General features: G+C 67.7%; 14 protein-coding genes and 1 tRNA gene. 6 read left to right on the top strand and 9 right to left on the bottom strand.

The window, feature by feature from the left end; all coding sequences use genetic code 11:
* Window positions 1-833, bottom strand: an 833-nt coding sequence (locus ACIQ3R_RS07865) for a penicillin acylase family protein (RefSeq protein ID WP_397417059.1), incomplete at its 3' end; no start/stop codon positions are given.
* The gene (locus ACIQ3R_RS07860) at window positions 821-3,259 is read right to left on the bottom strand and encodes a TonB-dependent receptor plug domain-containing protein (RefSeq protein WP_397417057.1); all 2,439 of its coding nucleotides are present in this window, start codon (window positions 3,257-3,259) and stop codon (window positions 821-823) included. The genes ACIQ3R_RS07860 and ACIQ3R_RS07865, both read right to left, overlap by 13 nt.
* Before the next feature lie 197 nt (window positions 3,260-3,456).
* On the opposite strand from ACIQ3R_RS07860, the gene ACIQ3R_RS07855 reads away from it, so the two are divergent.
* On the top strand, window positions 3,457-3,870 hold the full coding sequence (locus ACIQ3R_RS07855; RefSeq protein ID WP_397417055.1) for a DUF6491 family protein: 414 nt from the start codon (window positions 3,457-3,459) through the stop codon (window positions 3,868-3,870).
* A 109-nt stretch (window positions 3,871-3,979) separates the two neighbouring features.
* Here ACIQ3R_RS07855 and ACIQ3R_RS07850 read toward each other — a convergent pair whose 3' ends face one another.
* The gene (locus ACIQ3R_RS07850; RefSeq protein ID WP_397417053.1) at window positions 3,980-5,578 is read right to left on the bottom strand and encodes a tetratricopeptide repeat-containing sulfotransferase family protein; all 1,599 of its coding nucleotides are present in this window, start codon (window positions 5,576-5,578) and stop codon (window positions 3,980-3,982) included.
* Between the two features lie 133 nt (window positions 5,579-5,711).
* Here ACIQ3R_RS07850 and ACIQ3R_RS07845 point away from each other — a divergent pair, with 133 nt between their 5' ends.
* The 3 genes from ACIQ3R_RS07845 to ACIQ3R_RS07835 are packed head-to-tail and all read left to right on the top strand — an operon-like array spanning window position 5,712 to window position 9,929.
* Window positions 5,712-8,168: a TonB-dependent receptor gene (locus ACIQ3R_RS07845; RefSeq protein WP_397417050.1), complete on the top strand. Its 2,457-nt coding sequence runs from the start codon at window positions 5,712-5,714 to the stop codon at window positions 8,166-8,168.
* Between the two features lie 43 nt (window positions 8,169-8,211).
* Complete coding sequence (locus ACIQ3R_RS07840) at window positions 8,212-9,231, top strand: D-cysteine desulfhydrase (RefSeq protein ID WP_397417047.1); 1,020 nt, start codon at window positions 8,212-8,214, stop codon at window positions 9,229-9,231.
* Entirely contained in the window at window positions 9,228-9,929 is a 702-nt protein-coding gene (locus ACIQ3R_RS07835; protein ID WP_397417045.1) for an aspartate/glutamate racemase family protein, read from the top strand. Before ACIQ3R_RS07840 ends, ACIQ3R_RS07835 begins: the two co-directional genes overlap by 4 nt.
* 52 nt (window positions 9,930-9,981) lie before the next feature.
* Here the strand turns inward: ACIQ3R_RS07835 and ACIQ3R_RS07830 are convergent, their stop codons facing one another.
* Together ACIQ3R_RS07830 and ACIQ3R_RS07825 are read right to left on the bottom strand one after the other, a co-directional pair.
* A complete protein-coding gene (locus ACIQ3R_RS07830; protein WP_397417043.1) occupies window positions 9,982-10,539 on the bottom strand; it encodes a tetratricopeptide repeat protein in 558 nt (185 codons plus the stop codon).
* A 50-nt stretch (window positions 10,540-10,589) separates the two neighbouring features.
* The gene (locus ACIQ3R_RS07825) at window positions 10,590-11,504 is read right to left on the bottom strand and encodes a DMT family transporter (RefSeq protein WP_397417041.1); all 915 of its coding nucleotides are present in this window, start codon (window positions 11,502-11,504) and stop codon (window positions 10,590-10,592) included.
* An 87-nt stretch (window positions 11,505-11,591) separates the two neighbouring features.
* On the opposite strand from ACIQ3R_RS07825, the gene ACIQ3R_RS07820 reads away from it, so the two are divergent.
* Together ACIQ3R_RS07820 and ACIQ3R_RS07815 are read left to right on the top strand one after the other, a co-directional pair.
* Window positions 11,592-12,011, top strand: a complete 420-nt coding sequence (locus tag ACIQ3R_RS07820) for an MAPEG family protein (protein ID WP_397417038.1) — start codon at window positions 11,592-11,594, stop codon at window positions 12,009-12,011.
* Window positions 12,012-12,013: 2 nt separating this feature from the next.
* A complete protein-coding gene (locus ACIQ3R_RS07815) occupies window positions 12,014-12,796 on the top strand; it encodes a cyclase family protein (protein ID WP_397417036.1) in 783 nt (260 codons plus the stop codon).
* A gap of 2 nt (window positions 12,797-12,798) precedes the next feature.
* Here ACIQ3R_RS07815 and ACIQ3R_RS07810 read toward each other — a convergent pair.
* The 4 genes from ACIQ3R_RS07810 to ACIQ3R_RS07795 form a co-directional block, all read right to left on the bottom strand.
* Window positions 12,799-12,883: transfer RNA gene (locus tag ACIQ3R_RS07810), tRNA-Leu, on the bottom strand.
* Window positions 12,884-12,955: 72 nt separating this feature from the next.
* Window positions 12,956-13,327 (bottom strand): 6-pyruvoyl trahydropterin synthase family protein, encoded by a 372-nt coding sequence (locus tag ACIQ3R_RS07805; RefSeq protein WP_397417034.1) that lies wholly within the window; start codon window positions 13,325-13,327, stop codon window positions 12,956-12,958.
* Window positions 13,328-13,374: 47 nt separating this feature from the next.
* Complete coding sequence (gene queE, locus ACIQ3R_RS07800; RefSeq protein WP_397417031.1) at window positions 13,375-14,007, bottom strand: 7-carboxy-7-deazaguanine synthase; 633 nt, start codon at window positions 14,005-14,007, stop codon at window positions 13,375-13,377.
* Window positions 14,004-14,262: 7-cyano-7-deazaguanine synthase (locus ACIQ3R_RS07795; protein ID WP_397417028.1), on the bottom strand; the 259-nt coding region annotated here is incomplete at its 5' end. The genes ACIQ3R_RS07795 and queE, both read right to left, overlap by 4 nt.

Raw genomic sequence — 14,262 nt, 5'->3', positions numbered from 1 at the left:
GTCCGGGTCTGGAATGGCTTCACCTGGCCATCGAATAGATAGCCGCCCTCGGCCAGCTTCAGCTCATAGTTGGTCGCGCCCAGTATGTTGTTCACCGTGTTGGTGAAACCCATCCGCTCGTTGAACATGAAGCGCAGCACCGGCAGACCCACCTGAGTGGCGCCATACATGTGCAGGCCCGGCGCATTGAGGTGAGCCTCGAAGTAGGTCAGCTGGCTGGGCGCCCAGGGCAGGTGCGGATTGGCCAGCAGCAGCGTCGCGCCGCTGGCTGAACGCTGCGGCGCCACGGCCCAGGCGTTGGAGCCGGCATCGGCATTGGCGCCCATCGTGCGGCCCTGGGGCGCCACATAGTTGAAGTTCATAAGCTTGTGGGCGTGGGCCATCACGTCCACGCCGCTCATCGGAAACACCTGCCGTACGGCCGGGTCCAGCTTTTCGGGATGGGCGCGGGCATAGGCGTTCATGCCCTCGGCGAAGGCGTCCAGCTTGGCGCGAAAGTCCGCCGGCTCCGCTTCATACCAGGCCTTGGCGCGGGCATAGACGTCGTTGGCGATCACCCACTTGTCGGACTCGATCTCGGCGGGACCCCAGTATTCCGCCGCCCGGCCGCGCGCCTGACCATAGAGCCGCGCCACCACGTCGCCGTGGTTCTGCGCCGTGGCCCAGCCGAAGCCCCTGAAGGCGCCAGCCTCGTCCTTGGCGTAGATATGCGGCACGCCGTAGGCATCCCACAGGATCTCGCCGTTCGGCCCGGGCGCCGCGACCGCCGGGACAGCCGACAGCGCCAGCGCACACGCCAGCGCCGCCGCGCGGAAGCAGGTCAGAAGTCCCATTGGACGCGGGCGTAGTAGGAGCCGCCCGTGAAGCCGATGGGCGACGTGCCCGGGTACTGTCCGGCCCCCAGGTTGGCGTTGAAGATGCCGTTCGCGTCCGGATAGGTGTTGAACAGGTTGTTGGCCCCTGCCGCCACCGTCACGTTCCAGGGGAGCTTGTAGCTGACCTCCAGGTCGGTGATCCATTCAGCGCCATAGCTGCGGTCGTTGGCGACCAGATTCTGCCGGATCGTGTACTTGCCAAACCGTGTCTGACGCAGGTTCACGTTGAGGTCGTTCCAGCTCCAGTTGGCGCTGAGCGCGATCTTGTCCTTTGGGAAGGCGTCGGTCAGGAACCCCTGGCTAAGCCGGTCGAACAGCACGAACCCGGCGCCCAGCGCGCTCAGCTGAGGCGGGTTGGGCTTGATGCGACGAATGTCCGTGTCGTTGTGATTGTAGCCGGCGCTGGCCCGCAGCGCGCCCCACTCACCCAGGTCCGTCCGCCAGGTGGCGACGATGTCCACGCCCTTGGTCCGGGTGTCGATGGCGTTGGTGTAGTACTGGGCCGAGAGCGCGCCCGGCAGGCCGTTGGCGATCAGGATGTTGGACACCGCCGTCCCGGTCAGGGTCGAGGTGATGGCGATCCGCTTGTCCACGTCGATCTGATAGGCGTCGATGGTGATGGCCAGGCTGGGCAGGGGCTCCAGCGTCACGCCGAAGCTCAGGTTCTCGGACTCCTCGGGCCGCAGCGGCTGGGATCCCAGGGCCACAGCCTCGCGGGAGCCGACCGGCAGGGTCTTGATCTGCAGCAGTTCCAGCACGCCGCTCACCAGTCGGAACTGGCTCTGGGAGGCGGCGTAGTTCTGCTGCGCCAGACCCGGGGCCCGGAAGCCGGTGGAGGCGGCCGCCCGGATGGCCAGCCAGTCGGTCACTTCGAAGCGGCCGTTGACCTTGCCGACCAGCGTGTCTCCCGAGGAATCGTCATAATCTTCATACCGAGCGGCTGCGCCGAGGAAGACCCGCTCGCTGGGCGTCCAGCCCAGCTCGGCGTAGGCCGCCAGGTTGTTGCGCGAGCTGGAACTGGCGTCGGAGGGCTGGAAGCCCGGCGTCGCCTGGGCGCCGGTCTGCGGCCGCTGGCCCGCGAAGGGCCGACCCGCCGGGATCACATAGGGCCCGGCCGCATAACTCAGAGGCTCGCCCGCCGATACGGCATAGGTCTCGCGCCGGTGCTGGGCGCCGAGAGACACCTGCAGTTCGCCGGCGCCCTCCAGCTGAAGAGCCCGGGTAAGGTCGAGCGAATTCACCCACTCGGTGGATTTCAGAGCCCCGATATAGAACACAGTAGGACTGGTCGGGCCGAGGCTGGCGTTCAGTGTGTTGGATGTGTTCTCGGTCGCGCGGTTTCGGCCGTAGGTGGTCGAGACGTCCCAGGACCAGCCCGACCAGTCGCCGCGGAAGCCGAAGGCCGCCTCATAGTCGCGTTCGCGGATCACCAGATTGGGCCGGAACCCCTCGGGGTAGATTTCCGGAAGCGTATTGACGTTGTTGGGCGTCCGCACCGTAAATGGCAGGTCCGAGATTCGCCGGCTGAGCGTGCCGAACGAATAGAAGGTCGCCGCCTCGCCCATCTTCCAGGTCAGGTTGTAGCCGACGTTCACGCCCATCTGCGGCAGGACGCCGGAGTTCTTGGTGATCAACCGGTCTACGGTGGCCTCGCGGGGGTCCGGCTGGCCATTGATGCGCGGATAGATCTGCACGGTCGACGCCACCGGCACGGCGCGGTTGGAAAGCTTTTGGTCCTTGGTGTCGAGCGCCAGGTTCAGGTGGCCGTCGCCGCCGGCGAAATCGAAACCGTAGCTCGCATGCGCCTGCCAGAGTTCGCCATCGCTGCGGTCGAAATTCTGGCCGAAGCTGCCGCCGATAAAGCCGCCGTCGCTGTCCTTCAGGATGATGTTGATCACTCCGGCGATGGCGTCGGAGCCGTACTGCGCCGCCGCTCCGTCCCGCAGCACCTCGATGCGTCCGATGGCCGAGGTCGGGATGTGGTCGAGATCCGCCGGGACCGAACCGTTGTAGAGCGACGACACCGCGTTGATCAGCGAGGTCTTGTGGCGGCGCTTGCCGTTGACCAGCACCAGGGTCTGGTCGGGGTTGAGTCCCCGCAGACCGCCGGTGGCGATCACAGTGGAGGTCGAGCCGCCGGCGCGGGCCGGCAGGTTGAATGATGGCACCAGGGTCTGCAGCGACTGGAACGCTCCGGCCCGGCCAGTCTTCTCCAGTTCGACTCCGCTGATCACATCAATGGGCGTGGCGCTCTCGATCACCGTGCGCGGCGCGCCGCGTGAGCCGGTGACCACCAGTTCCTGGACCTCCTGCGCCCCGGCCGGCGCAGCCAGCGCGAAACATCCGGCCGCGAACGCGCCGGTCATGAGAAGCTTCTGTTGCATCCTGTAGTCCCCCCGAGTCTCGGTCCCGACCGAGCAATCGCCACCTTCGGCTCTTCAGCGACTATGGCCAACAGGCAACCACGCAGCGCGCCATTTTTTCTTATGGCTTGCTCAGGCGACGGGCGGCCCTGAAGACGAATGCCCCACAATGGCGTACATTGAGGGTGAGGGACATTCCAAGGGAGACCACCATGAGAATGGCGTTCCTGTTCGCCACCGCCGCGCTCGCGTCCGCCGGCGCCGCCCTCGCGGCCAAGCCGTCGCCGTTGACCACGCCGGCGCCCGCCTCGGGCGCGGGCCTGCCTTCGGGCCAGTGCATCCGCAGCCAAGATATTCAGAGCCATTCGGTGGCCGATCGTCAGACGATGCTGATCAAGACCCGGCAGCGGGAGACCTACCGGGTGACGATGAAGGGTGGCTGCCTCGCCGGCGCGATCCCGTCGGATCCGATCATCACCCGCTCGCCGCCCGGATCTTCAATGATCTGCAGGCCGCTGGACATGGACATGGCCATCTCACGCGGCGGGTTCGAAACCCCGTGCATCGTCGATTCGATCGTGAAGATGAGCGCGGAAGAAGTCGCGGCCCTGCCGTCGAAGATCAGACCCTAAAGCCTGTCCGGCCTTGATGGAGCCATCAAGGCCGGTCGAACAGGCTCGATCTCTTTAAATTAGCGCGCGTTTCTTCAGCGAAACCGGCTTCCAATCTCGCCAAACGCGCTCAAGGCAGGACGACGCCACCGGCTTCGAGCACGCGCCGAAGGGGTTCGAGACCGGAACCATAGCGCCGCCATCGCCCGATCGACGTCGCATAAAGCGGCTGGCGCACCTGCACGGCGCTGGCCGTGGCGACCGGCGCGCGGTTCTCGTGGAAGTCCAGGCAAGCCGGGTCCCAGTCGAGCCCGCAGAAGGCGAGCAGACGGCGGGTCTCGGCCTCCTGGTCGGCGACGATGGCCTCGTACGCCACCTCGGTGAAGCGGTCCGACGGCAGTACATCCCGCCAGTGCGCCACAAGCCGGTCGAAACCCAGATAGTAGCGGCCGACGTCTTCCAGATCGTAGGCGTAGTCGTAGTAGGCGAACCCGGTGGCGAACAGCTGGCGGAAGTTGGCGAGGCAAGCGTCCATCGGATGGCGGCGGAGGCAGATGATCCGCGCATTCGGCAACGCCCTGTGAATCAGCCCGGCATAGACGACATTGAGCGGCATCTTGTCGACGAACCGCGGCGCGGCGCCGCGCCAGGGCGCCGCGGGCGCCCCATAGGTTTCGCCGGCGGCGGCGAGGTCGAGCCCGCGCGCGGCCCGCAGGGTCTCGACATCCAGCACCAGATTGGACGGCGTCCCGGCCATGCGCTTGAGCACCAGCGCGAAGTGGGTGAGTTCTCCGGCCGAGACCACATCGTGGTGGCTGGAAAGAATTCGGTCCACCAGCGTGGTGCCGGTGCGCGGCAACCCAACCACGAAGATCGGCGCGTCGTCCGAATCCGGCCCGGCCCGCTCGCCGGATACAAAGCCCGCCGCCGCCGCCTCAAACAGAGCGGCGTCGCCCGCCGGATCGTAGGCCACCGCAGCGCGCTTCGCCCGTTTGGCGCGGATCAGCCAGCCGAGCGCCGCCTCCGGTTCTCCCAGGTCTTCGCAGGTCTTGGCCAGGGCATGGCCGATATGCAGATCCCGGTCCGGATCGCGCGCCGGCGCATTGAACAGGGCCTCCAGCGCGGCGCGGTGGTTTCGCTCCGGCGTCTGGCGGGCCAGCGCCACGCGCGAGGACCAGGCGCGGGGGTGTCCGGGCTCAACCATTATGGCCGCGGCATAGGCGGTCTCGGCGCCGTCGAAGTCGCCCAGGAACTGTCGCGAGGCGCCCAGATTGTACTGAAACGCCGCATTGCGAGGTTCGAGCGTCACGGCGCGCTCGAAGTGCGGCACAGCCTCGGCGTGCAGACCCAGCCGGCTGAACACCACGCCCAGGGTGTCGCTGGTCAGGGCGTCTCCAGGCTCCTGCGCCGCGGCGGCGCGGGCGGCGGCCAGAGCCTCGTCATGACGATTGAGCGGGGTCAGCGCCCGGGCCCGATGCGCCAGCGGCCGGGGATCGGTCGGCGCCAGCCCGGCGGCCCGCTCGAACAGCTCAGCGGCGCGGACGAAGTTGTCATGGTCGGCGGCCAGCACGCCCAGGAGAAACCAGGCCAGGACCGCATCGGGGTCGTCGTTCAGCACCTCGAGGCACAAGGCATGCCCGCCACGGTAGTCACCCGTCGCCATCAGCCGTTCGGCGCGCAGGAGCCGAGGGTCGGGCGCGGCGCCTGAAGCGGAGGCGGAATGAGTCATTTTTGCAACATCCCGCGACCCGATTGGCCCTGCAAGCCGCGCGTTAACCTCCCACGACTTGCGGGCGCCCGAAACGTAGGTCCAGGACTTACCGCAGAGTGACCCTCGTCACGCAACAAGGAACACCTCCGACATGAATAAGCCTGCCGGCCGCCGTTCGCTCCTTCTGGCCTCCATCAGCGCGATCTCCCTCGCCGCCCCGGGTCTGGCGCTCGCCGCCGAGGCGGAAGTCGAGGAACTGATCGTCACGGCGACGCGCCGGGAAGCCAATGTCCAGGATGTGCCGCTCAACATCTCGGCGGTCGGCGCCGAGGCCATCGAGCGGCAGGGCGCGGCGGATCTGGCCGAGATCGCGGCCATGATCCCGGGCGTCCACCTGGTCGACCAGGGCGGCCGCACCTCGGACCGGATCGTGGTGCGCGGCCTTAACGCCGACGCGCTGGGCCAGACCGACGTGCTGGGCAACAACGCCGGCGGCATCGTCTCGACCTATCTTGGCGAGGTGCCGATCCACATCGACCTCAAGCTCAACGACATGGAGCGGGTCGAGTTCCTGCTCGGGCCGCAAGGCACGCTCTATGGTCGCGGCACCATGGGCGGCGCCATCCGCTACATTCCCAAGCGGCCCCAGTTCGACGCGCGGACCCTGGAGGTGCGAGGCGAGGGCTACGGCTACTCCAAGGCGGACGGTTTGAGCTCCGACTACGGCGCCACCGCCAACTTCCCGATCAACGAAACCCTGGCCGTCCGCGCCTCTGTCGATGTCCTGCACGACACCGGCTTCGTGGACTACAATTTCGTGGTCAACCGGCCCGGGGTCACCAATCCCAACATCCTGACCGGCGCGGGCTCGGACCTGCGCAAGTTCAAGGACGCCAACGGCGAAAAGACGCTCGCGGCCCGGATGGGCGTGCGCTGGCGGCCGGTGGACTGGCTCGACGCCAATCTGACCTACTACCATCAGGACCAGAAGTCCGAGGGCCGGACGATCAGTTCTCACCGGGGCACGATCCCGGTCGACAAGTACGTCTCCACACTTCGCTACCGCGAGCCCAACCGCCGCGAGAACGACCTCCTGGCGTTGGAACTGACGGCGGATCTCGGCTTCGCCGAACTGACCTCGGCCACCGGCTACGCGCGCTACAAGGAAGTCGGGCAGCGCGACCAGACCAACCTACTGATCACGCTTCAATACTCCTACGAGGCCTTCCCTGCGTTCTCTGCCTTCACCCGGGAAGACCAGGACGACGAGAACTGGACGCAGGAAGTCCGGCTGGTCTCCAAGACCGATGGCCCGATGAGCTGGATCGTCGGCGGCTTCTACTCGAAGCTCGATTCCGACGGCTCATCGCGGGAATTCACGCCCGGATTCGATCTCTACGCCATCCGCGCCTTCGGCACCCGTGGCGTGCCGCGACCGGACAGCCTGGAGTACCTGTCGGTGGGCGAAACGAATCTGACCGAGAAGGCTGTGTTCGGCGAGCTCAGCTATCAGATCAATGACGCCTGGCAGGTGACGGCCGGCGCTCGCTACTACGACTACAAGCTCGTCACCTTCAACGCAGTCGACCTGCCGCTGCTGTCCACCAGCATCAGCCCAGACGGCCGGCGGCCCAACGAAATCCGTTTGGACTTCGACCAGGATGGCCAGAAGGACGACGGCGTCCTTCTGAAGTTCAACACCTCCTACAAGGTGACCGAAGACGCGCTGGTCTACTTCACCTACAGCCAGGGGTATCGCACCGGCAACGGCAACGGCATCGCGCCCTGTCCGGTGCCGCTCGGCAACTTCCAGAACGTCTGCGCCCTGCCGGATGAGGTGGAATACACACCGGATAAAACCACCAACTACGAACTTGGCGCCAAGACGGTCTGGATGGATGGCCGCCTGCAACTGAACGCGTCGGCCTACTATCTCGACTGGAAGGACCCGCAGTTGCTGTCGGCCACGGTGAACGGCGGCGGCACCATTGTCCGCAACGGCAATGGCGCGGAAACCATGGGCTTCGATGTCGCGACGGTGGCCCGGATCAACGAGCAGTTCACGGTGCGGGCGAGCTACACCTATACCCATGCCGAGCTGACCGCGGACGCGCCGAGCGTGGTTCGGACCATCCCGGATCCGGCGATTCCCAACCCGCCGCGCGGTCCGCTGCGCAACACGCTGGTCGGCGCGTTCGACGGCGACCGGCTGCCTGGGTCTCCCAAGCACAGCGCCAACCTGATGGCGACCTACGTTCAGCCTCTGAACAACGGTCTGGAGATCGAGGCCAACTACGCCGGCCGCTACATCTCAAACATCTACACGGCGGTGGGCCTGCGCGGCGGCACGGTCGCGCTCGACGACTACACCATGCATGACGCGTCGTTGACGCTTCGCCCGGCGGATTCCGACGGCATGTGGTCGGTGACCCTGTTCGCGGACAACATCTTCGACACCTTCGCGGAATCGGGCATCGCCGGCAATCCGCGCTTCAACCAGACCCAGCGTAACGATCAGGGCGGCGTGGTGTTCCTGCGCAGCTACTTCTCCAACCCGCTGCCGCCCCGCAAGGTCGGCGTGCGCTTCACGGCGCGCTTCGGCGGCTGATCTTTGCTTCCCCATGGCTCCCGACCGGATTAGGTCGGGAGCCATGCATCTTTCCCGCTTCGACCCCGTCCGCTTCGCGCACCTGCCGACGCCACTGGAACCCCTGCCGGGGCTGACCACCCTGCTGGCCGGGGACGACGGTTCCGGACCCACCCTCTGGATCAAGCGCGACGACTGCACGGGTCTCGCCGGCGGCGGCAACAAGACCCGCAAGCTCGAATACCTGCTGGGCGCGGCGCTCAGCGACGACGCCGACACGCTCGTCACCCAGGGCGCGATTCAGTCGAACCACGTGCGCCAGACAGCCGCCGCCGCCGCGCGCTTCGGCCTCGCCTGTGAGATCATCCTCGAGGCGCGCACAGGCTCCAACGCCATCGACTACAACCGCTCCGGCAATGTGCTGCTGGACGAGCTTCTCGGCGCGCGGGTGCGCACCGTGCCGGGCGGCTCAGACATGGCCGCCGAGCTGGCCCGCACCGCCGCCGAGGTCGAGACCAGGGGCGGGCGACCCTATGTGATCCCCGGCGGCGGCTCCAACGCCGTGGGCGCTCTGGGCTATGCCGAATGCGCCCGCGAGTTGATCGCACAGGCCGACGAGATGGGCCTCGTCATCGACCGGATCGTGGTGGCCAGCGGTAGCGCCGGCACCCATGCGGGCCTGGTGGCCGGCCTCGCGGTTATGGGCGCAGACGTTCCGGTGCTGGGGATCGGGGTCCGCGCCGCGCGCGAGGCCCAGGAGGCCAATGTCTATAGACTGGCCCGCGAAACCGCCGCGCTGCTGGGCCACGAGGATCGGGTCGCCCGCGAGATGGTGGTCGCCGACTGCGACTATGTCGGCGCGGGCTACGGCCTTATCGATGAAGGCGTGATCGACACCTTGAAGACGCTCGCCCGTCTCGACGCCATCCTGCTCGATCCGGTCTACACGGCCAAGGCGATGAAGGGGCTGATCGCCCGGGCTCGGGCCGGCGACTTTGAAGGTGAGACGGTGGTGTTCCTGCACACCGGCGGCGCGCAGGGGCTTTTCGGCTACCAATCGGAACTGGAGGGTCGGCTAGGATGACCACGAAGCCCCTCGTTCTTGGCGTGTTGGGCGGTATGGGCCCGGCGGCCACGCTCGCCTATCTGGCCCGGGTTCAGGCCCTGACGCCCGCCGAACGCGACCAGGACCACATCCGGGTGATCGCCGACATCAACCCCCAGGCGCCCGACCGCAACGTGCCGGGTTCCGGCGCGGGCGAGGTGCTGGCCGAGATGGCCGGCGCCCTGGCGGGGGCCGGAGCCCAGGTCCTGGCCATGCCCTGCAACACCGCCCACGCCCATGCCGGATTGATCCAGCGGGCCTCCGGCCTGCCGCTGATCGACATGATCGGGCTGGGGGCCGCGGCGGCGGCGGGCACGGGCGCGCGCCGGGCCGGCGTACTGGGCACCAAGGGGGCGATCCGCCTCTACCGCGAATATCTGGCCGCCCGCGCCATGGGTCTGGTGGTCCTCCCGGCCGAGGCCCAGGAGGCGTTCATGGCCACGATCTACAAGATCAAGGCCGGAGACACGGGTGAAGAGGTCCGCGCCGAGATGCGCGCCCACGCCGAGGCGCTGCGGGCCGAAGGCGCCGAGGTGCTGGTCGCCGGCTGCACCGAGGTCCCGCTGGTCATGGGGCCGCGCGACACGCGGCTCGAGCTGGTGGATCCCGGCGAACTTCTGGCCCGCAAGTCCGTGGCGGTCTGCCTGGGCTGGGAGGCCAAACCCGCGATCAGCTAGCCTGACCGATGCGCCGGCCCGCCGACACGTCGGATTGGGCCCAGCTCAGTCCTCAGCGCCGCTCGACGGTGAACCGCGCGAGCTCCCGCGCCGGGTCCTGCCAGTCCGGCTTGAGCGTCTGCGCTTTCTGGTAGTCGAGATAGGCCGACTTCAGGTCATCCAGACCCTCATGCGCCAGGGCGCGGTTGAAATAGGCCTTCTCGGGTTCATCAACCCCCAGCTCCAGGGCCTTGTTGAGATCCGCCAGCCCTTCGGCATAGCGCCGCACGCCCACCGACGCCGCGCCCCGGTTCACATAGGCCTCGCCGAGGTCGGGCTTGGTCGAGACCGCCCGGTCGAAATCGGCCAGAGCGAGGCTGTACGCCTTGCGTCGCAGCTTCAGGATGCCCCGGTTCACAAAGGTCCCGGCCCGGTCGCGCGAGCTGAGCAGCTCGGTCTCGAGCGCCTGGGTGCAGACGGTCTCGAAGCGGATGTCGGACTCCCCGCCGAGCGCAGCGACCGAGCAATCCTTGGCCATGCCGCCGCCGATCACGGTCATGGCGCCCTGGGCCTGGGCGGGCAGGGCGACTGCCGTCGCCAACAGAGTGATGGTCAGGGCTCGCAACAGCATGGTCGGGCTCCAATTGAGATAACGGAGAGTCCGCCTCTCCAATCGCGGAGTCAATCGAGCCCGGTGCTCCGGGCCGCCCGGAATCGCACCAGTTCGCGGTGCAGAATATAGACCCCGCTGGCCGCCACGATCACCGCGCCCACAAGCGTCAGCGGATGTGGCAACTCGCCCCAGATCACCAGCCCCAGCAGGGCCGCCCAGACGAACTGGATGTAGTCGAACGGTGCAATGACCCCCACCGGGGCCCGGCGCAGCGCCTCGGTCAGCAGCAGCTGCCCCACACCGCCGATCAGGCCGCCCAGGATCAACATCGCCAGTGTCAGCGGGTCGGGCGTCACCCAATGGAACAGCGACCCCACCAGCCCCACCACGACCCCGGCCAGGGTGAAGTAAAAGACGATGGTCGGCCCGCGCTCGGTGTCGGAGATCTGGCGGATCGCCACCATCGCGCCCGCGGCGCCCACAGCGCTCAGCAGCCCGAGCGTGACGCCCAGGGCGTTCATGTGGTCCGGAGACGGTCGCGCCATCAGCAGCACGCCGCCGAACCCCACCATCACCGCGACCCAGCGCCGCGCACCCACCGGCTCCTTGAGCAGCAGGGCGGCCAGGGCGGTCATGAACAGCGGCGCCGCGAACCCCAACGCCGTGGCCTCGGTCAGGGGCAGCACCTGCACCGCCGAGAACCCACAGAACATCCCGGACAGCCCGACGGCCGAACGCGCCAGATGCCCCAGCGGACGGCGTGTCCGCAGCACCTCGAACCCGGTCGTCCGCCAGATGTACAGGCCCAGCGGCACGAAGGCGAAGAGGTTGCGGAACAGGATGATCTCGAACACCGGGATGCCACGCTCGCCGGTCCACTTCACGATCGCCGACAGACCCGCCATCAGCGCCATGGCCGCCACGCGGAGCGCGATGCCGAGCAACGGGGCTTGCACGGCGGGCTGAGGCGCGGGCGCGGTCATCGGCGGCTTAAGCCTCTCCAGGGGCTGGACGGTCAAGCCCGGCGGGGGTCAATTGGCGGCCAAAGACGCGTTTGGGGAGAGAACGACATGGAAAGCCCGATTCTGCAGCCGGTGATCGCGCTGGTGCTGTGGTCGTTGGTGATGTGGGCCTGGCTCTACGCCACCCGCATCCCGGCGATCCAGGCCGCGAAGTTGCCGATGGAGCCCACCATGACCAGCGCCGATCTGGCCGCGGCCCTGCCGCCGTCCGTCCGCTGGAAAGCCGACAACTACAATCACCTGATGGAGCAGCCGACGCTGTTCTACGCCACCGCCCTGGTGCTGGCGGTCGCGGGCCAGGGTGATGGGCTGAACGCCGCTCTGGCCTGGGGCTATGTGGGCCTGCGCGTCGTCCACAGCCTGGTCCAGGCGACCGTCAATGTGATCATGGTCCGGTTCCTGATCTTCATGGTCGCTTCGCTGGTGCTGTTGGCGCTGGCGGTCCGCGCCGCGCTGGGAGTGTTCTGAACATGGCAAGGCGCCTGATCGACCTTTCCATCCCGATCACCAACGACGTGTTGACCGATCCCGACATGATGCGGCCCAAGGTGACCTACTCGCGCCACCTGGAAACCGTGGGCCAGATGGCCGCCTCATTCCCGGGACTAACGGCGGACGACCTGCCCGACGGAGAGGGCTGGGCAGTGGAGTACGTCCAGCTCTCCACCCACAACGGCACCCACATGGATGCGCCCTGGCACTTCCACTCCACTACCGATCAGGCCACCGCCGTCCGCCGCGCCCCGACGATCGACGAAGGGCCGCTCGACTATTTCCTGCAACCGGGCGTGAAACTCGACTTTCGCCACCTGCCCGACGGCCATGTCGTCTCCGCCGCCGAGGTCGAAGCCGAGCTTGACCGCATCGGCCACAATCTGGCCCCGCTCGACATCGTGCTGGTCAACACCGCTGCGGGCGCCGCCTACGGCGCGCCGGACTTCATCCACAAGGGCTGCGGCATGGGCGAAGAGGCGACGCTCTTCCTCACCGAGCGCGGGGTGAAGGTGGTCGGCACCGACGCGTGGAGCTGGGACGCGCCCTTCTCCCACACCGCCCGCCGCTGGGCGGAGAAGCGTGACCCGAAGATCATCTGGGAAGGCCACAAGGCCGGCCGCTTCCGTGAGTACTACCAGATCGAGAAGCTGACCAACCTCGAGGCCCTGCCGCCCCACGGCTTCACCCTCTCCTGCTTCCCGGTGAAAATCGCCGGCGCGTCGGCAGGCTGGATCCGCGCGGTGGCGATCCTGGACTGAGATGGTGCCCCCTCCCGGACTCGAACCGGGAAGCCTTGCGGCGGACGATTTTGAGTCGTCTGCGTCTACCAATTCCGCCAAGGGGGCTCAGGGCGTGCCTCTTACCTGATCGCGCGGCGACGGCAACTCGGGCGCGCAATCTTGGGTCCGAAACCCGCCCTAAAGGCTAAGCGAGCAGCTCTCGCCGATGGTCGGGCGCGACACCACGATGCGCGACAAGCCGGGGAACTCGCCCTTCAGGCGTTCCGCAAAATAGAGGCAGAGGTGCTCCAGGGTCGGGCGCTCGAGGCCCGGGCGCTCGTTGAGCAGGCGGTGATCAAGTTCACCGGCCACGCGTTTCAAGGCGGCATCGACGTCCGCAAGGTCGGCGACCCAGCCGACCGGCTCCTGCGTGGGGCCGCGCACGGTGGCCTCCACCCGGAAAGAATGGCCGTGCAGGTTGGAATAGGGCCGGTGTTCCGGCCCCTCGGCGAAGTAGTGCGCGGCGTCGAACGTCGCGGATTTGGTGATCTCGAATGTGGCGGAGGTCATTGAACAGAAACGAGCGGGATCTGGCGCCCGCGGGCGCGGTGAAAGCCTCAGGCGATGCCGAGGTACTTGTGGGTCTGCACGCTTAAACGCCAGCGAGGGTGTTCGAGGCAATAGGCGATCGCCGCGCGGGTCGCCGCCTCGCGATCCGGGCCGTCCATCGGCTGCAGCAGGAACCGCTCGAAATCCAGGTCCTCGAACCGCGCCGGATCGACGTCTCTCTGCGGATAGACCAGTTTCAATTCCTGGCCGCGCTGCTGCACGACGGTCGCCTGGGCCTTGGGGCTGACGCAGATCCAGTCGATGCCCTCGGGCGCAGGCAGGGTGCCGTTGGTCTCCAGAGCGATGGTGAAGCCGCGGGCGTGCAGCGCCGCCACCAGCGCGTCGTTCACCTGAAGCAACGGCTCGCCGCCGGTCAGCACAACCAGGCGATCCGAGGCCCCGCCGATCCAGGCCGCCTCAACCGCCGCCGCAAGCGCTTCCGCGTCCTGGAACCGGCCGCCCCCGGGCCCGTCCATGCCGACGAAGTCCGTGTCGCAGAAGGTGCAGACGGCGGCGGCGCGATCCTCCTCCCGGCCGGACCAGAGATTGCAGCCGGCGAAGCGGCAGAACACCGCCGGCCGCCCGGCCTGGCCGCCCTCGCCCTGCAGGGTCAGGAAGATCTCCTTGACCGCATAGCTCATGGCGCGACCTCAAGCGCCGGCGCTCCATTCGCGACCCACTCCGCGTGGCCGCGGGCCCGCAGGTCGCAGGCCGGACAACGCCCGCAGCCATGGCCCCAAGCGTGGCCTTCGCCCCGTTCGCCCAGATAGCAGGTGTGGGTGTCCTCGACGGTGATCCCGACCAGCGCCTCGCCGCCCAGCCGTCGGGCCAGGGCCCAGGTCTGCGCCTTGGTCAGCCACATCAAGGGGGTCTCGATCCGGAAATCCCGGGCCATG

It is taken from the genome of Phenylobacterium sp. (genome assembly GCF_044371015.1).
GTDB lineage: Bacteria > Pseudomonadota > Alphaproteobacteria > Caulobacterales > Caulobacteraceae > Phenylobacterium.
This window is presented reverse-complemented; position numbering and strand designations above follow the sequence as displayed.